The sequence below is a fragment of the Paraburkholderia sp. BR14312 genome (assembly GCF_040948675.1).
In the GTDB taxonomy this organism is placed as follows: Bacteria; Pseudomonadota; Gammaproteobacteria; order Burkholderiales; family Burkholderiaceae; genus Paraburkholderia; species Paraburkholderia nodosa_A.
The window spans coordinates 342,356-358,796 of the sequence record NZ_JBFPKI010000010.1; the positions used below are offsets into that span (position 1 = coordinate 342,356).

The 16,441-nt window shown below is 66.3% G+C and carries 17 protein-coding genes; 12 read left to right on the forward strand and 5 right to left on the reverse strand.

Annotated features, from left to right (window positions below; all coding sequences use genetic code 11):
* The first annotated feature begins 122 nt into the window (after positions 1-122).
* Genes AB3X98_RS27765 through AB3X98_RS27775 form a run of 3 tightly spaced genes read left to right on the forward strand, consistent with a single transcriptional unit; the run spans position 123 to position 3,022 of the window.
* Positions 123-1,079: a complex I NDUFA9 subunit family protein gene (locus tag AB3X98_RS27765; protein ID WP_069264264.1), complete on the forward strand. Its 957-nt coding sequence runs from the start codon at positions 123-125 to the stop codon at positions 1,077-1,079.
* A gap of 54 nt (positions 1,080-1,133) precedes the next feature.
* The gene (locus AB3X98_RS27770; RefSeq protein ID WP_069264262.1) at positions 1,134-1,784 is read left to right on the forward strand and encodes a glutathione S-transferase family protein; all 651 of its coding nucleotides are present in this window, start codon (positions 1,134-1,136) and stop codon (positions 1,782-1,784) included.
* Positions 1,781-3,022: a multifunctional CCA addition/repair protein gene (locus AB3X98_RS27775; protein ID WP_368606130.1), complete on the forward strand. Its 1,242-nt coding sequence runs from the start codon at positions 1,781-1,783 to the stop codon at positions 3,020-3,022. The genes AB3X98_RS27770 and AB3X98_RS27775 overlap by 4 nt, the downstream gene beginning before the upstream one ends.
* A 16-nt stretch (positions 3,023-3,038) precedes the next feature.
* Here AB3X98_RS27775 and AB3X98_RS27780 read toward each other — a convergent pair whose 3' ends face one another.
* On the reverse strand, positions 3,039-3,233 hold the full coding sequence (locus tag AB3X98_RS27780; protein WP_069264258.1) for a DUF2905 domain-containing protein: 195 nt from the start codon (positions 3,231-3,233) through the stop codon (positions 3,039-3,041).
* Between the two features lie 18 nt (positions 3,234-3,251).
* The gene (locus AB3X98_RS27785) at positions 3,252-4,454 is read right to left on the reverse strand and encodes a class I SAM-dependent methyltransferase (RefSeq protein ID WP_368606129.1); all 1,203 of its coding nucleotides are present in this window, start codon (positions 4,452-4,454) and stop codon (positions 3,252-3,254) included.
* A gap of 52 nt (positions 4,455-4,506) precedes the next feature.
* Between AB3X98_RS27785 and AB3X98_RS27790 the strand changes: the two genes are divergently transcribed.
* From AB3X98_RS27790 to AB3X98_RS27815, 6 genes are all read left to right on the forward strand, one after another.
* On the forward strand, positions 4,507-5,325 hold the full coding sequence (locus AB3X98_RS27790; protein ID WP_069264255.1) for an SDR family oxidoreductase: 819 nt from the start codon (positions 4,507-4,509) through the stop codon (positions 5,323-5,325).
* A 203-nt stretch (positions 5,326-5,528) separates the two neighbouring features.
* Positions 5,529-5,924 (forward strand): dihydroneopterin aldolase, encoded by a 396-nt coding sequence (locus AB3X98_RS27795; RefSeq protein ID WP_069264253.1) that lies wholly within the window; start codon positions 5,529-5,531, stop codon positions 5,922-5,924.
* Positions 5,925-5,927: 3 nt separating this feature from the next.
* Entirely contained in the window at positions 5,928-6,899 is a 972-nt protein-coding gene (ttcA, locus tag AB3X98_RS27800) for a tRNA 2-thiocytidine(32) synthetase TtcA (protein ID WP_069264251.1), read from the forward strand.
* Between the two features lie 197 nt (positions 6,900-7,096).
* Positions 7,097-8,458 (forward strand): bifunctional UDP-N-acetylglucosamine diphosphorylase/glucosamine-1-phosphate N-acetyltransferase GlmU, encoded by a 1,362-nt coding sequence (gene glmU, locus AB3X98_RS27805; RefSeq protein ID WP_368606128.1) that lies wholly within the window; start codon positions 7,097-7,099, stop codon positions 8,456-8,458.
* 71 nt (positions 8,459-8,529) lie between these two features.
* Complete coding sequence (gene glmS, locus AB3X98_RS27810) at positions 8,530-10,356, forward strand: glutamine--fructose-6-phosphate transaminase (isomerizing) (protein ID WP_368606127.1); 1,827 nt, start codon at positions 8,530-8,532, stop codon at positions 10,354-10,356.
* A 268-nt stretch (positions 10,357-10,624) separates the two neighbouring features.
* The gene (locus AB3X98_RS27815) at positions 10,625-11,392 is read left to right on the forward strand and encodes a Sir2 family NAD-dependent protein deacetylase (protein ID WP_342949232.1); all 768 of its coding nucleotides are present in this window, start codon (positions 10,625-10,627) and stop codon (positions 11,390-11,392) included.
* 531 nt (positions 11,393-11,923) lie between these two features.
* On the opposite strand, the gene AB3X98_RS27820 is transcribed toward AB3X98_RS27815, so the two are convergent.
* Positions 11,924-12,889 (reverse strand): DMT family transporter, encoded by a 966-nt coding sequence (locus AB3X98_RS27820; RefSeq protein ID WP_342949233.1) that lies wholly within the window; start codon positions 12,887-12,889, stop codon positions 11,924-11,926.
* A gap of 314 nt (positions 12,890-13,203) precedes the next feature.
* On the opposite strand from AB3X98_RS27820, the gene AB3X98_RS27825 reads away from it, so the two are divergent.
* Positions 13,204-13,425, forward strand: coding sequence for a hypothetical protein (locus AB3X98_RS27825; protein WP_028203426.1), 222 nt, complete (start codon positions 13,204-13,206; stop codon positions 13,423-13,425).
* Positions 13,426-13,498: 73 nt separating this feature from the next.
* On the opposite strand, the gene AB3X98_RS27830 is transcribed toward AB3X98_RS27825, so the two are convergent.
* A complete protein-coding gene (locus AB3X98_RS27830) occupies positions 13,499-13,783 on the reverse strand; it encodes a hypothetical protein (RefSeq protein ID WP_368606126.1) in 285 nt (94 codons plus the stop codon).
* Positions 13,784-13,900: 117 nt separating this feature from the next.
* Positions 13,901-14,719, reverse strand: a complete 819-nt coding sequence (locus AB3X98_RS27835) for a Mut7-C RNAse domain-containing protein (RefSeq protein ID WP_069264244.1) — start codon at positions 14,717-14,719, stop codon at positions 13,901-13,903.
* A gap of 138 nt (positions 14,720-14,857) precedes the next feature.
* Between AB3X98_RS27835 and AB3X98_RS27840 the strand changes: the two genes are divergently transcribed.
* Positions 14,858-15,730 (forward strand): NAD(P)-dependent oxidoreductase, encoded by an 873-nt coding sequence (locus tag AB3X98_RS27840; RefSeq protein ID WP_368606125.1) that lies wholly within the window; start codon positions 14,858-14,860, stop codon positions 15,728-15,730.
* Positions 15,731-15,995: 265 nt separating this feature from the next.
* Positions 15,996-16,361 (forward strand): response regulator, encoded by a 366-nt coding sequence (locus tag AB3X98_RS27845; protein WP_342949235.1) that lies wholly within the window; start codon positions 15,996-15,998, stop codon positions 16,359-16,361.
* The last annotated feature ends 80 nt before the right edge of the window (positions 16,362-16,441 follow it).

Genomic DNA, 16,441 nt, shown 5'->3' on the forward strand with positions numbered 1-16,441 from the left:
TTCCCTTCATACGGAAACGCGCACGGCAGACGGCACGCTGCGTGCTCCGTCTTCTGACTGGCGCGCCGCGGGACGAACCGGACCTCGTACGCGGCGGCGCCGCCTGCCCGAGGAGGTCGAAGATGCGACATCAAGCCATTGCGGTCATCGGCGGTTCGGGATTCATCGGCAGCCATCTCGTCAACGCGCTCGTCGAGGCGGGCAAGGACGTGCGCGTCGCCACCCGACGCCGCTACAACGCCCGCCATCTCACCCTGCTGCCCGTCGACGTGATCGAGGCCGATGTGTCCGATCCGGTCGCGCTCGCGGCGTTCGTCGAAAATGCGGACGCGGTCATCAATCTTGTCGGCACGCTCAACGGCGGGCGCGGCGATCCCTACGGCCCGGGCTTCGCGAAGCTGCACGTCGACTTGCCCACGAAGGTCGTCGCGGCCTGCGAGGGCAAGGGCGTCCATCGCCTGATCCATGTGAGCGCCCTCGGCGCCGACCCGCGCGGGCCGAGCATGTACCTGCGCTCCAAGGGCGACGGCGAGAAAGCCGTGCACGCGGCCCCGGCGCTCGCCACGACCATCTTCCGGCCTTCCGTCGTGTTCGGTCCCGAGGACACCTTCCTCAACCGTTTCGCGCTCCTGCAGCGGCTCTTCCCGATGATTCCGCTCGCTATGCCCGACGCGAAGTTCCAGCCGGTGTTCGTGGGCGATGTGTCGAAGGCGATCGTCAACGTGCTCGATCTCGACGCCGCGAGCGGGCACACTTACGAACTCGGCGGCCCGACGGTCTACACGCTCGAACAGTTGCTGCAGTATTGCGGCGAAGTGGTGGGTCGGCACGCGCGCATCGTGCGGCTGCCCGACGCGTTCGGCCGCCTGCAGGCGCTCTCGTTCGAAATGGCGCCGGGCGTGCCGGTGCTCACGCGCGATAATCTCGATTCGATGAAGGTGGACAGCGTGCTGACTGGTCCGCTCGCCCCCGAGCTCGATATCGAGCCCGCGAGCATCGAGACGATCGCGCCGCTCTATCTCGCCGACGCCTCGCTGCGTTCGCGGCTGAACATCTTTCGCGCCAGTGCCGGCCGATAGCCCAACGCGGACTCTCAGGCGGCGCTTATTCAACTCACAACGGTCATTGGAACAATGAAGCTCGTAATCGGAGACAAGAACTATTCGTCGTGGTCTATGCGTCCGTGGGTGCTGCTCAAGCACTTCGGCATTGCGTTCGAGGAGGTGTTGATCGAGCTCGACGAGCCGGCCACCAGGTCGTCGATCCTCGCGTTCTCGGCCTCGGGCAAGGTGCCGTGCCTCGTTGGCGACGACGGCTTTGCCGTGTGGGATTCGCTCGCGATTGCCGAGACGCTCGCCGAGCGCTTCCCGCAGCACGCGCTGTGGCCGCGCGACGCGAACGCGCGCGCCCGCGCGCGCAGTGTGAGCGCGGAGATGCATTCGGGCTTCGGCGAAGTGCGCAACCACATGCCGATGAACATCCGCAAGGTGAAGCCGGGCGCCGGCGCGACGCCGGGTGCGCTCGCCGACGTCGCGCGCATCGACGCGCTCTGGCGCGAGTGTCTCGCCGCGAGCGGCGGGCCGTTCCTGTTCGGCGAGTTCAGCATTGCCGACGCGATGTACGCGCCGGTCGTCATGCGCTTCAACAGCTACCAGCCGAAGCTCTCGCCCGAAGCGGCGGCGTACGCGCAGCGCGTGAGCGCACTGCCCGCGGTGACCGAGTGGGTCGAGGCGGCGCGCCGCGAAACGCACATCGTCCAGGACGACGAGCGCGACGACGAATGAAGATCTATGTCGTAGGCGGCGCGATCCGCGACGAGATGCTCGGGCTCCCCGTGCGCGACCGCGACTATGTCGTGGTGGGCGCGACGCCCGAGCAGATGGCCGCGCAGGGCTATCGTCCGGTGGGCAAGGACTTCCCGGTCTTTCTGCATCCCGAAACGCACGCGGAGTACGCGCTTGCGCGCACCGAGCGCAAGACGGCGGCCGGCTATCACGGCTTCCAGTTTTTCTACGCGCCTGACGTGACACTCGAGGAAGATCTCGCGCGGCGCGATCTCACCATCAACGCGATGGCGCGCGAAGTGCAGCCGGGCGGCGTGCTCACGGGGGAGGTCGTCGATCCGTTCGGCGGCGCGCGCGATCTCGAGGCGCGCGTGTTCCGCCACGTGAGCGACGCGTTTCTCGAAGACCCCGTGCGCATTCTTCGTATCGCGCGCTTCGCCGCGCGATTCGCCGATTTCACCGTCGCGCCCGAAACGCTCGAACTCATGCGCGAGATGGTCGCATCAGGCGAAGTCGATTCACTCGTGCCCGAGCGCGTGTGGCAGGAAATCGCCCGCGGTCTCATGGAAGCGAAGCCGTCGCGCATGTTCGAGGTGCTGCGCGATTGCGGCGCGCTCGCGCGCGTGCTGCCCGAGGTCGACGCGCTGTGGGGCGTACCGCAGCGCGCCGACTATCACCCGGAGATCGACACCGGCGTGCATGTGATGATGGTGATCGACCATGCGGCCGCGCAGGGCTACACGCTGGCGGTGCGCTTCGCGGCGCTCACGCACGATCTCGGCAAGGGCACGACGCCCGAGGACGTGCTGCCGCGTCACATCGGCCACGAAGGGCGCAGCGTCGATCTGCTCAAACCGCTGTGCGACCGTCTGCGCGTGCCCAACGACTGCCGCGAGCTGGCGGTGCTGGTCGCGCGCGAGCACGGCAACGTGCATCGCGTGATGGAGATGGGCGCGGCGGCGCTCGTGCGCATGCTCGAACGTTGCGACGCGCTGCGCAAACCCGCGCGTTTCGCCGAGGCGTTGCAGGCCTGCGAGGCCGATTTGCGCGGGCGGCTGAACTGGGAGAACGCGCCTTATCCGCAGGCGGAGCGCCTGCGGATCGCGCTCGTGGCTGCGCGCGGCGTCGATGCGGGGGCGATTGCGCGCTCGATCGAACGCGGCGGCGCCGAGAAGATCAAGGAAGCCGTGCACGAGGCGCGCGTGGCGGCGGTGGAAGGCGCGCTCGCTGCGGCTTGACCGGTCGAGCGCGCGTTCAGAGCGCGCGCACGAGAAACGAAAGCGCCATCGAAAGCACGAGCGTCGACATGAACGGCAGCGGATATTCGCGGCCGAAAATGCGCAGCGTGATGTCGCCCGGCAGCCGCCCGATGCCGAGCTTTCTGAGCCAGGGCTGGGCGCTCGAGAGAATCGCCACGGCGATGAAGGTGGTGAGAAACCAGCGGATCATGGTCGCGTGGCGTGAGCGTCAGAGTGTATGGCTGCGGTCGCCGCGCGCAAACGCCGCGATGGTCTCGTCGATGCCGCGCGAAAACGCGATCACCTTGAACAGCTCGCCCATCTCGCTTTCCGATACGAGTTTCTGCACCGCGTTCGCGGCCGGCAGAAAGCGCTGCGCGTCGTGCGGATCGATCTCGCTCAGCACGTCGGTAATGCCCGCGTTCATCAGAAAGCGCGCCTGTGTGGTATAGCCGAGCAGGTCCGCGCCCGCTTCGACGCCCGCTTCGGCAATGCCCGTGAATTCCACGTGCGCGGTGATGTCCTGCAAACCGGGATAGAGGAACGGGTCGCCATGCGCGCGGTGCCGGTAGTGGCACATCAGCGTGCCTTGCGCGCGCTGCGCATGGTAGTACTCGTGGCGCGGAAAGCCATAGTCGATGAAGAAAGCCGCGCCGCGCTGGAGCATCGCGCAAACCGTGCGCGTGAAGGCGAGTGCGGCTTCGTGCGTTTCGGTCACGTAGTCTTCGCTGCCTTCCACGCCTGCGAGCGCGCTCTCGGGCCAGTTGGCATCGCGCCCGGAGTTCGCCGGCTGATCGGAAAAGACGAAGGCGCCTTCTGCGTTTGCGCTCACGCCGCGCTCGTGCCAGACGGCGTCCTTGCGCGAGAAGAGGCGCACCGGCATGGCGTCGAGCACCTCGTTGCCGATCACCACGCCTTCGAACTGCGCGGGCAGCGCATCGAGCCACGTCACGCGACTCAGCAGTGCCGGCGCGAGCTGCACGATGGTCTTGCGCTGGCGCTCGCGCAACTCGCCCGACAGATCGACGATGGCGTAGGAGTCGAACGCCACGCCTGCTGCGTCGAGTGCGAGCATCAGACCCGCCGCGAGGCGGCCCGTGCCCGCACCGAATTCCATCACACGGTGCGTGCCGCTGGCGGCGAGCGCTTCGCCCACGGCGCGCGCGAGCGTCGCGGCAAAGAGCGGCGAAAGCTCGGGCGCGGTCACGAAGTCGCTGCCGTCGTCGGCAAAGAGGCCGAATTTGCGTGCGCCGCCGCCGTAGTAGCCGAGTCCCGGCGCATAGAGTGCGCGCTCCATGTAGCGGTCGAACGGGAGCCACCCGCCCGCCGCGGCGATCTCGGCGCGCAACGTGGCCGCGAGCGCCTCGGACTGCGCGAGCGCGATCGGCTCGGGAACAGGTAAACTATCGGGTTCGTGAGCTTTCGGATTCATCCCGGCATTGTAAATGAGCGCAACTCCCGGCATCCGCCCGGCTGACGCCGACATGAGTGCATCCGACAACGGATCGCGCCCCGATTTTGGAGTAGCGGCGCCCGTCGTGCTGGTCACGGGCGGAGCACGCCGTATTGGCCGCGAGTTCTCGCTCGGCTTTGCGCAGCGCGGCTGGGACGTCGCGGTTCATTACGGCGAGTCGCGCGAGGCCGCCGACGAAGTCGTCGCGCAGATCGCGGCGCTGGGCCGCCGGGCTGTGGCGCTGCACGCCGACCTCGGCGACGAAGCCCAGGTGGCCCGGCTCGTGCCGGATTGTGTCGCGGCGCTCGGTCGTCCGGCGTGCGTGCTCAACAATGCCTCGCGCTTCGACGAGGACACCGCGCAGGATGTGGGCTACGCGAAGCTGCTGCAGCTGATGGCGATCAACGTGGGCGCGCCGCTCGTACTCTCGCGCATGCTGTACGAGGCAACGCCCGAAGCGGCGGCGGACGACGAGACGCTGCGCCCGTGTGTGATCAACGTGCTCGACCAAAAGCTGTACAACATGAATCCCGACTATCTGTCGTACACGCTGACGAAGGCCGCGCTGCAGAACGCCACCGTCGCGCTTGCCCAGGCACTCGCGCCGAAGGTGAGGGTGGTCGGGCTCGCGCCCGGCCTGACGCTGCAGTCGGGCGACCAGACGCCGGCGAGCTTCGCCGCCGCGCACCAGGTTACGCCGCTCAAGCGCGCGTCGCGGCCCGCCGATCTCGTGGAAGCCGCGCTGTATCTGGCGCGGGCAACCGGCGTGACCGGCACGACGCTCGTCGTGGACGGCGGCCAGCATCTCCTGCCGCTGCCCCGCGACGTGATGTTTTTGACGGGCGGCTGACGCCCGAACGTGGATTGCATCTAGTTTTGCAACTAAATGCACAGCCCGCTGCCAGCAGAACGGCGAGCCAGCGGTGCTGACGAAGACAAAGGAATGCAAGCCGCCGCGCACGAGCGGTTTTGCAGACCGGCTGAACGACCCGCCGGGCGCGCCGCGCCGGCATACGTGCGAGAGAACGCACGCTTTTATCGACTGGAACCCGTATGTCCACCGTTTTGCTTCACCCCCGGCTCGCCGATTGCCGCCGGCTCTTCCTGCGCGACTACGAAGTGCACATCAACATCGGCGTGCATGAGTTCGAGAAGCGCGGCGAACAGCGCGTCATCATCAATGTCGACCTGTTCGTGCCGCTTGCTTCGACCACGCCGCAAGAGGACAAACTGCGCGAAGTCGTCGACTACGACTTCATGCGCTCGACCGTCGCCGAACGCGTGGGCAAAGGCCATATCCATCTGCAGGAGACGCTCTGCGACGATCTCGCCGCGGCGCTGCTCTCACACGAACTCGTGCGCGCGGTGCGCGTCTCGACCGAGAAGCCCGACGTTTATCCGGACTGCGACGCGGTGGGCGTCGAGGTCTTTCGCATCAAAGAGGACTGATTCATGAACGCCCCCGAAACGCTACCCGTTGGCGAGGACGCCGCGACCGAAGAGACGGGCCGCCAGGTGCTCACGCGCCGCGAGCAGAAGGAAGCCTACGAGAACAACAAGCTGTTCAAGCGCATCGTGCGTCAGGTCGGCCAGGCGATCGGCGACTACAAGATGATCGAGAACGGCGACAAGGTCATGGTTTGCCTGTCGGGCGGCAAGGACAGTTACGCGATGCTCGACGTGCTGCTGCGCCTGCGCGAGCGCGCGCCGATCGACTTCGACATCGTGGCCGTGAACCTCGACCAGAAGCAACCGGGCTTTCCGGAGCACGTGCTGCCCGAATATCTCGACCGCGTGGGCGTGCCGTATCACATCGAGAACCAGGACACGTACAGCATCGTCAAGCGCCTCGTACCCGAGGGCAAGACGACCTGCTCGCTGTGCTCGCGCCTGCGCCGGGGCATTCTGTACCGCGTGGCGGGCGAACTGGGCGCGACCAAGATCGCGCTCGGCCATCACCGCGACGACATTCTCCAGACGTTGCTGCTGAACCTGTTCTACGGCGGCAAGCTCAAGGGCATGCCGCCCAAGCTGCAGTCCGACGATGGCAAGAACGTCGTGATCCGGCCGCTTGCCTACGTGAAGGAAACCGATCTCGAGAAGTACGCGGTGCTGCGCGAATTCCCGATCATTCCATGCAACCTGTGCGGCAGCCAGCCGAACCTGAAGCGCGCGGAGATGAAGGCGCTGATCCGCGAGTGGGACAAGCGCTTCCCGGGCCGCGTGGAGAACATGTTCAACGCGCTCGGCAACGTCGTGCCGTCGCATCTCATGGACGCGAACCTGTTCAACTTCGCGGACCTGCGCGCGACGGGCGTGGCCGATCCGGCCGGCGACATCGCGTTCGACGAAGAACCGTGTTCCACCGACCCGGCGCCAGCGGAAGGCACGGCGATCAAGTTCACGCCGTTCGACGATCTTTGAGCCTTACTTCAGATCGTCTCTGTGGTTCTGAAACGCTCCGACCCCGCATCGGAGCGTTTTTACTTCCGCCTGTCAATCCGAAGAAAAGCAGTTGTAAAACAATGTTTTTCGGGGCACGAGAGGCCGGCCGGCCGGCGTGTCGGGGATATCCCGCATGCTAAAATCGGCCGCTTCATCCTCATTCAGTCACTGATGCAATGAACATCGTGATCCTCGCGGCAGGCATGGGCAAACGCATGCACTCCGCGCTGCCGAAAGTGCTCCATCCGCTCGCCGGCAAGCCGCTCCTCTCGCACGTCATCGATACTGCCCGCACGCTGTCGCCCACTCGCCTCGTCGTCGTGGTCGGCCATGGCGGCGAAGCCGTGCGCGAAGCCGTCGGCGCGCCCGACGTCCAGTTCGCGCTGCAGGCGCAGCAGCTCGGCACGGGGCACGCGCTCGCGCAGGCGCTGTCGCTGCTCGACGCGAACGTGCCCACGCTCGTGCTCTACGGCGACGTGCCGCTCACGCGCGCTTCCACGCTCAAGCGTCTCGTCGACACCGCTGGCGAGAACGGCTACGGCATCCTCACCGTCACGCTCGACGACCCGACCGGTTACGGCCGCATCGTGCGCGACGCGGCAGGCGAGGTCGAGCGCATCGTCGAGCAGAAGGACGCGAACGAAGCGCAGCGCAAGATCGCCGAGATCAACACGGGCATCGTCGTGACGCCCACCGCGCCGCTCGCGGGCTGGCTGGCCGCGCTGAAGAACGACAACGCGCAGGGCGAGTACTACCTCACCGACGTGGTGGAAGCCGCGATCGCCGCCGGTCACCCGGCCGTGACCGCGCAGCCCCACGACGAATGGGAAACGCTCGGCGTGAACAGCAAGCAGCAGCTCGCCGAACTCGAGCGCGTGCATCAGCGCAACGTGGCCGAGGCGCTGCTCGTGGCGGGCGTGACGCTCGCGGACCCGGCGCGCATCGACGTGCGCGGCTCGCTTCACTGCGGGCGCGACGTGTTCATCGACGTGAACTGCGTATTCGAAGGCGAGGTGACGCTGGCGGACAACGTGAGCGTGGGCCCGAACTGCGTGATTCGCAGCGCGTCGATCGGCGCGGGCACGCGCGTGGACGCCTACACGCATATCGAAAACGCGGCTGTCGGCGCGAACGCGGTGCTCGGGCCGTATGCGCGTCTGCGTCCCGGCGCGAAGCTCGCCGATGAAGTTCACGTGGGCAACTTCGTCGAGGTGAAGAACGCGAACATCGGCGTGGGCTCGAAGGCGAATCACCTGAGCTACGTGGGCGACGCCGATGTCGGCGCGGGCGTGAACATCGGCGCGGGCACCATCACCTGCAATTACGACGGCGCGAACAAGCACCGCACGATCATCGAGGACAACGTGTTCGTGGGCTCGGATACGCAGCTCGTCGCGCCCGTGCGCGTGGGCCGCGGCGTAACGATCGCGGCGGGCACGACGGTGTGGAAGGACGTGCCGGAAGCCACGCTCGTGCTCAACGAGAAGACGCAGATCGCGAAAACCGGCTACGTTCGGCCGGTGAAGAAAAAGAACTGAACGGTTGAAACCCGGCGCCGCTGTGCGAAGACGCGCGGCGCCCACGCCTCTCATTGCAAAGGATCGAATCCATGTGCGGCATCGTCGGCGCGGTTGCGCTTCGTAACATCGTTCCCGTCCTGATCGAAGGACTGCGGCGGCTCGAATATCGCGGCTACGACTCGTGCGGCGTGGCCGTCGTGACGGCCGACGGCCCGCAGCGCGTGCGCAGCGTGGCGCGCGTGGCCGAGCTCGACGAGCAGGTGCGCGAGTCGCACTTCGAAGGCGTGACCGGTATCGCGCACACGCGCTGGGCCACCCACGGTGCGCCCACGGTGAACAATGCGCACCCGATCTTCTCGCGCGACACGCTCGCGATCGTGCACAACGGCATCATCGAGAACTACGAGTCGCTGCGCGAAATGCTGCGCGCGAAGGGCTACGAATTCGTTTCGCAGACCGACACCGAAGTCATCGCGCATCTGATCCACAGCCTGTATCAGGGCGACCTGTTCGTCGCCGTGCGCGCGGCCGTGCAGCAACTCGCGGGCGCGTATGCGATCGGCGTGGTGCACAAGAGCCAGCCGCATACGGTGGTCGGCGCGCGCGCCGGGTCGCCGCTCGTGGTGGGCTATGGCAAGGGTGAGAATTTCATCGCGTCGGACGGGCTCGCCATCGCGGGCAGCGCCGAGCACATCAGCTATCTGGAAGAGGGCGATGTGTGCGAGATCACGCTGGAAGGCGTGCGCATCGCCGATCGCGCGGGCAATATCGTGACGCGCGAAGTGCGCGACGTGCAGGCCTATGGTGCGTATGGCGGCGCGGTCGATCTCGGCCCGTATCGCCACTACATGCAGAAGGAAATCTTCGAGCAGCCGCGTGCGATCTCCGACACCATTCCCGCCACCGACGCCTTCACGCCCGAGCTCTTCGGCGAGAACGCGGGCGAGGTGTTCAAGGGCATCGACAGCATCCTGATTCTCGCGTGCGGCACGAGCTATTACGCGGGCCTCACGGCGAAGTACTGGCTCGAGTCGATCGCGAAGATCCGCACCGATGTCGAGATCGCGAGCGAATACCGCTATCGCGAGTCGGTGCCGAATCCGCGCGCGCTCGTCGTGACGATCTCGCAGTCGGGCGAAACCGCCGACACGCTCGCCGCGCTCAAGCACGCGCAGTCGCTCGGCATGGCGCACACGCTCGCGGTGTGCAACGTGGCGACGAGCGCGATGGTGCGGCTCACCGCGCTCAAGTTCCTCACGCACGCAGGGCGCGAGATCGGCGTCGCGTCGACGAAGGCGTTCACCACGCAGCTCGTCGGCCTCTTCATTCTCGCCGTCACGCTCGGCAAGCTGCGCGGCCATGTGAATGCCGAACAGGAAAGCGCGCACCTGAAACTGCTGCGCCATCTGCCGGCCGCGCTCAACGGCGTGCTCGCGCTGGAGCCGCAGATCATCGCGTGGTCCGAAGAATTCGCGCGCAAGGAAAACGCGTTGTTCCTCGGGCGCGGGCTGCATTACCCGATCGCGCTCGAAGGCGCGCTCAAGCTCAAGGAAATCTCGTACATCCACGCCGAGGCGTATCCGGCCGGCGAGCTCAAGCACGGGCCGCTTGCGCTCGTGACCGAGGCGATGCCCGTGGTGACCGTGGCGCCCAACGACGCGCTGCTCGAGAAGCTCAAGTCGAACATGCAGGAAGTGCGTGCTCGCGGCGGCCAGCTGTACGTGTTCGCCGACGCCGATACGCACATCACGAGCGAAGACGGCATCCACGTGATCCGCATGCCGGAGCACTACGGGCTGCTGTCACCGATCCTGCACGTCGTGCCGCTGCAACTGCTCGCGTATCACACGGCGTGCGTGCGCGGCACCGATGTGGACAAGCCGCGTAACCTCGCGAAGTCGGTGACGGTGGAGTGAGGTTGTTCGCGCACTGATCGCGCCTGTTGAAAAAAGGGATGCCATAGCGGCATCCCTTTTTTATTGGCCGATCGCGGCAGAAGGCGTTGAGAGGCCTCTCAAGCGGCTGCCGCGACCCGGCGCGTGGTCAGGGGTGATCAGACGCCCTGCGCCGGTTCTGGGGGCGCACAGCGCGCTCGTCGGGACCATGCGCCTGTCCGCCATGGCGAACCTCTGCCGAAACGCCGCTGGACGGTCATAATGTCGCCGTTCGATCAAGGAGGCGAAAGTGGCAAACGTGGCGCAATCCCGGCAACCGGGGCAGTCCGGCAGACTCCCCCGCCTGTTCGTGTTTTCCGGTGCGGGACTGTCTGCGGAAAGCGGCATTTCGACGTTCCGCACCGGCGACGGCATCTGGTCCCATGCGAGCATCGACGAGGTGTGCAATTACCTCACGTGGCGCCGCAACCGGCCCGCGGTGTTCCGTTTCTACAACCAGCGCATCGCCGAATGCGGCGACGCGCGCCCGAACGCCGCCCACGAACGGCTCGCGAAGTGGCAGGACGCCTGGGGCACGGAGCGCGTGCATCTCGTCACGCAGAACATCGACGACATGCTCGAGCAGGCCGGCGCGCGCCAGGTGACGCATCTGCACGGCGACATGATTTCGCTGCTGTGCACCGATTGCGACTATCGGTTTCCCGTGTCCGGCCGCGCGCTCGATCCGCAAGCGGCCTGTCCGTCCTGCGGGCAGGTGGAGGGCGTGAAGCCCGGTGTAGTGTTTTTCAACGAGGCCGCGCCCGAGTACGAGACGCTCTGGCGCATTCAGAGCGACATGACGCCAGACGATCTCTTCATCGCCGTGGGGACGGCATTCGAGGTGATCCCGCCCGAGCGGCTTCTGCCGCCTGCGCGTTGCGGGCATTACGCGCGCAATTTCCTCGTCGATCCGGCGCCACAGCGCACGGAATGCTTTGGCGTCGTCGAGGCCAAGCCCGCGACCATCGGTTTGCTCGACCTCGAGCCGACGATCGAGCGGATGATGGCGGGCGTTTAGCCCCAAGGTGTTCCTCACGCGATGCATTCAGCAAGGGCGTGCCTCCTCGGGGCACGCCTTTTTTCATTGCGCATGCGTGGGACACTTGAACACAGCGTGGAATGACTTTGCGCGAATGCGCAGCACGCGAACGAAGCGAGCGTCGCGTATATCCCCATAGTCTTTTCAGTATTTATATTTATAAGTAGTAGCAGTTAACAAGTCCTGGCATTAACTGTGGACAACACGAAAATTGCCTGTCGGCTCATACCGATGCAAAACGGATAGCCATGCGGACAAAGCTTGTACGCGTTGCGAGCTGCTGGGATAACTTTTCAGGCCGCAACGCCAGGTGCGTGGTTATCAAGAAGTGGTCCACAGGTCGTTCGCCAGGTCGTCCCCAGGTTGTCCAGAGGTGGGCGTGGATAACCTGGTTCGGCGCGACGCAATTACGCGTTATCCACACGAAAAAAATGGCGCCACTCGAAAGCGACGCCATTTGTCGAAATAGTGCGGAGCGCGAGATCAACGCCAGAAAATCATGGCGCGTTTTTACGCCGTTTCGGCAGGTTGCGCAGCGGCGCGCTGCTTCGCGAGCATGCGCGCTTGCCAGGCCGGCAGGAGCTGGCAGGCGAGCAGGCCGGCGAGCATGAGCGCGCAGCCGGCGAGTGCGCGCGGCGTGAGCGTTTCGCCGAGTGCGGCCCAGCCCGCGAGCGCGGCGAACACGCCTTCCATGCTGAAGATCACGGCGGCGTGCGCGGGCGCGGCGTCGCGCTGCGCGACGACCTGCAGCGTATAACCGATGCCCACCGAAAGCGCGCCGCCATAAAGGATGGTGGGCGCGGCGCGCACGATGTCGGCCGCGCGCAGCGGTTCGCACGCGAGCCCGATCGCAAGGCACACCACGCCGCAGGCGACGAACTGCACGATCGAAAGCGCGAGCGGATCGTGGCGCGGCGCGTAGTGGCCCACGAGCATGACCTGGATCGAGATCACGAGCGCGCAGCCGAGCTGGTACCAGTCGCCGTACATCACCGAAAAGTGCTCGTTGATGCTGAGGAAGTAGAGCCCAACCGCGGCGAGCGCGGCGCCGAGCCATGTGCCGACGCCGGTGCGATGGCGCAGCAGCACGCCGAGCATCGGCACGATCACGACATAGAGCGAACTGATGAAGCCGGCGTTGGCGATCTTCGTGTAGCCGAGTCCGATCTGCTGAAGCGAGATGGCGACGGCCAGCACGAGGCCGAGCACGGTGCCCGAGCGCAGCAGCGTGCCGTTGAACAGCGCCGGCGCCGCCGTGTTGCCGCGGTCCGCAGCGCCGCGCCCGCTGGTGCGGCGGCGTGCGAGCAGAAAGACCGAAACGACGCCGGCGCCCAGCAGGAAGCGCAGGCCGGTGAACAGGAATGGGCCGATGGCGTCGAGGCTCAGGCGCTGGGCGACGAACGCCGAGCCCCAGATCAGGGCGGCGGTCAGCATCAGGAGATTGGCGCGCAGGTGGCGGCGGGAGGCGGATTGCAAGCGGAGATCTCTTTTCGCGGGGAACTGTCAATCTGGCCCGAATTCACTTGGAGCAGGCCAATTCAGCGTATTACGTGAAAAAACAACGAACATCCGGAAAACGGACGCGTAAAGGCCGATCGTATCCGAATTGAAAGGGAATTGTCTCCCGGAAAATACACCCGGCCATTAGCGGATGACAAACGCCCTACGCTGCGTAATACTGCTTCGCGCGAAACGCCCGCCCAGATCGGCAAGCGGATCGTTTTGCGGTTTCACGCTGTTCTAATTCACAACGTGCCGGTCATTATTTGTCAGGTTTTGGGGAACAACAGATGAAAAAGATTCTCGCCTCGCTCATCGCAGCATCGTTCGCACTGGTCACGGCTTCGGCATTCGCACAAGACGCTTCGGCTCCCGCTGCGACCGCACCGGCAGCCAGCGCGCCCGCAAAGGCCAAGAAGCAGCACAAGCAACTCAAGCACCACGGCAAGCGTGCCGCTGTGTCGGAAGGCGCATCGGCCGCCGGTACGGCAGACAAGGGCCAGGCAAACTAAAGCGCCCGTCAGTCGTAAAAAAGCCAGAGCAACTGCTCTGGCTTTTTTTTGCGCGTTCGCCGCGGGTGCGAACTCAGGACGCTTCGCGTGCGAGCCCGGCCTCCAGCAATTCCGTCAGCAGCCCGTTCACGCCGCCGGGATGACCCTCGGCGCGCGCCTTCAGCTTGTCGACGAGATCGGCGTTGAGCTTGCACGCGAAGGGCACGAGCCCTTGCGCCTGGTCCAGCTTGCGCTGTTCGCGGCGGTCCAGCGCCGGTTGCGCCGCACCCTTGCCGAAGCGGTCGGGCCCGCTCTTGTGCGTCGCTTGCATCAGTTTCAGTGCCTTGTTCTTCTCAAGGTCGGTTTTCTTCATGGCCATATGTCGTGCTCCGGTGTTGGGCGGTGGCGCGCATTGTACGCAAACGCCCGCGTGCGTCCATCGCGGCGACTGGTCTCGTGAGCGCCAGTCAGCCGCATCGAGTACCCGTGAATACCACTACGCGTCGCCACCGCGATCCGGTCCCTCATGGCCGTTGTGGCGCTCGAGCCGGTCATGTGCCGCGTGCGCCTCGTTCACGGGGCGCGTGAGGCCGTCGATCAGCGTGCGCATGCGCTGCCAGTGCGAGCCTTCCCAGAACACCCGCCGGCAGACGTCGCAGGTCACGAAGCGCGTCTGCCGGTCGTAGACGCCGGCGGGCACGCGCTCGCGCACCGCGGCTCGCTCGATCGGCCGCAGTGGCGAGTTGCACATGAGGCAGAGGCGGAACGGCCGCGCGCTCGCGGCGAGGTCGAGCCGCTCGAAAATCTCGTGGACCTGGGCGCGCGGCTTGAGCGCGCGCACGTAGCAGCCGTGCGTGATGCTGCGCCGCTTGAGCAGTTCGCGGTCGCGCGTGAGGACGATGCGGTGTTCGGCGGCGGCGAGCGCCTCGATCTCGTCGTCGGGGAAGTGGTTGTCGTAGAGCGTATCGAAACCGGCCAGCCGCAGCAGTTGCGCGAGGCCGCCCAGATGCGCGTCGGCGACGAAGCGCAGTTCGCGCAGCGGCGCGTCGCGCACGCGCAGCAGCGGCCGGATGTCGAGCGCCTCGAACTTCGGGTAGACGGCCACGCGGTCGCCGTCCGCGAGCGCATGGTCGAAACCCACCGATTCGCCGTTCACGAGGATCAGTTCGACCTCCGTGTGCGGCACGCCGAGCGCTTCGATCATGTGTTTCGCCGTGGCGTTGCGCGCGCAGGCGCAACTGAACGCACGCCGGCGCAGCGGCCGCGCAAGAAAGTCGTTCAGCTCCTCGTAAAAACGGAAGGTGGCGGTGACCATGCCAAGCAGTATCGCACCGCCTGCCACAGCGCGCGTGCGTCCGCGCGGCGTGAGGGTCCGCCTGCAGCGTGGCCCGTCTTGTGCTGTACTGCACCTTTGCCCCGGGTTTTCCCTCGTTTTTCATGGAAGGAGCAGGCGATGGACATCGGATTTATCGGTCTTGGCGAAATGGGCGGTGCGATGGTCGGCAATCTGCTGAAGGCGGGCCACACGGTGCGCGTGTGGAACCGCACCGCCGCGAAGGCGCAGGCGCTTGCCGACGCGGGCGCGCGCATCGTCGGCACGCCGGGCGAGGCCTTCGCCGGCGACGCCGTGTTCTCGATGCTCGCCGACGACGCCGCGCTACGCGAGGTCATCGACGCGACGCTGCTCGACCATGCGCCACAAGGGCTCGTGCACGTGAACATGGCGACCATCTCTGTCGCACTGGCCGAAGCGCTAGCACAGGCCCATGCCGGGCGTGGCCTGTACTACGTGGCGGCGCCGGTGCTCGGGCGCCCGGACGCCGCGCAGGCGGCGAAGCTCACGATCATGGCGGCAGGCGCGACCGAGGCGATCGACCGCGTGCAGCCGCTGTTCGACGTGATCGGCCAGAAAACGTGGCGCGTGGGTGCTGTGCCGCAGCAGGCGAACGTGATGAAACTCGCCGCGAACTTCATGCTGGCTGCGGCAGTCGAGTCGCTCGGGGAGGCCGCGGCGCTGCTCGACGGCTACGGCGTCGCCATGCGCGACTTCCTCGACGTCGTGACGGGCGGCCCGTTCCCGGGCCCGGTGTATGCGGGCTACGGCGGCATGATCGCGCAGCGGCGCTACGAGCCCGCACTCTTCAAGGCGCGCCTCGGCCTGAAGGACGTGCGGCTCGCGCTGGCCGCGGCCGACGCCGCCGCAACGCCGATGCCGCTCGCGAGCGTGCTGCGCGACAGCCTGCTCGAAGCCGTGGCGCACGGCGACGGCGACTCCGATTTCGCCGTGCTCGGCAAGGTGGCCGCGCGGCGCGCGGGCCGCGGTTGACGAGTCTGCGTGAAATGAAGGGCGCAATGAGGCGCGGCGAACGTCCGGGGGTGGTTTGCGATCAAAATCTTCAGACGACCGCGCGGTGACGCACAAAGACCCGGCGTGCGGCTGAGCACAATGTGACGCATCTCGATGGATGGCGACCGGTTTGACGGCGCCGCCCGCGATGTGGGGACGGGGAACCGATGACGACGACAGGGCACGCACCGGATCCAGCGGGAGATGCGGCTGCGAGGCCATTTTCAGGGTAGGAGAACGGCGGATGGAGACGCGCATCCTGATCGCCGATAACGACGAGAAGTCGCTGGACGGGCTCAGCACCTTGCTGGCCGATCTCGGCTACGGCGTATCTGTGGCACGCACGCTCGATGAGGCGCTCGACCTGGCTGCGCGCGGCGCGCCCGACGTGGCGATCGTGGCGCTTTCGCTCGCGCAGGACGAGCCCGGCGCGATCGTGCGAGCATTGCGCGCGATCAGCGGCGAGCGCGTACCGCTGATGATCGCGCTCGCCGGCTGGGGCGAATCGCGCCACCGCGACGAGGCGCTTGCGGCGGGCTTCGACGTGCATCTGGTGCGGCCGGTGGGGCTCGATCAGCTGATGTTTATTTTGTCGATGACAGGACAATGATGGCTGTGTTGTTTTGAAGCAACATTCAGGGTGCGCACTACTTTACATGTTGCATCGCATCACGCTAGTCGATATACTGC

Coding starts and splice junctions, on each gene's coding strand:
- AB3X98_RS27765 (WP_069264264.1), top strand. CDS start 123: ATGCGACATCAAGCCATTGCGGTCATCGGCGGTTCGGGATTCATCGGC.
- AB3X98_RS27770 (WP_069264262.1), top strand. CDS start 1,134: ATGAAGCTCGTAATCGGAGACAAGAACTATTCGTCGTGGTCTATGCGT.
- AB3X98_RS27775 (WP_368606130.1), top strand. CDS start 1,781: ATGAAGATCTATGTCGTAGGCGGCGCGATCCGCGACGAGATGCTCGGG.
- AB3X98_RS27780 (WP_069264258.1), bottom strand. CDS start 3,233: ATGATCCGCTGGTTTCTCACCACCTTCATCGCCGTGGCGATTCTCTCG.
- AB3X98_RS27785 (WP_368606129.1), bottom strand. CDS start 4,454: ATGAATCCGAAAGCTCACGAACCCGATAGTTTACCTGTTCCCGAGCCG.
- AB3X98_RS27790 (WP_069264255.1), top strand. CDS start 4,507: ATGAGTGCATCCGACAACGGATCGCGCCCCGATTTTGGAGTAGCGGCG.
- AB3X98_RS27795 (WP_069264253.1), top strand. CDS start 5,529: ATGTCCACCGTTTTGCTTCACCCCCGGCTCGCCGATTGCCGCCGGCTC.
- ttcA (WP_069264251.1), top strand. CDS start 5,928: ATGAACGCCCCCGAAACGCTACCCGTTGGCGAGGACGCCGCGACCGAA.
- glmU (WP_368606128.1), top strand. CDS start 7,097: ATGAACATCGTGATCCTCGCGGCAGGCATGGGCAAACGCATGCACTCC.
- glmS (WP_368606127.1), top strand. CDS start 8,530: ATGTGCGGCATCGTCGGCGCGGTTGCGCTTCGTAACATCGTTCCCGTC.
- AB3X98_RS27825 (WP_028203426.1), top strand. CDS start 13,204: ATGAAAAAGATTCTCGCCTCGCTCATCGCAGCATCGTTCGCACTGGTC.
- AB3X98_RS27830 (WP_368606126.1), bottom strand. CDS start 13,783: ATGGCCATGAAGAAAACCGACCTTGAGAAGAACAAGGCACTGAAACTG.
- AB3X98_RS27835 (WP_069264244.1), bottom strand. CDS start 14,719: ATGGTCACCGCCACCTTCCGTTTTTACGAGGAGCTGAACGACTTTCTT.
- AB3X98_RS27840 (WP_368606125.1), top strand. CDS start 14,858: ATGGACATCGGATTTATCGGTCTTGGCGAAATGGGCGGTGCGATGGTC.
- AB3X98_RS27845 (WP_342949235.1), top strand. CDS start 15,996: ATGGAGACGCGCATCCTGATCGCCGATAACGACGAGAAGTCGCTGGAC.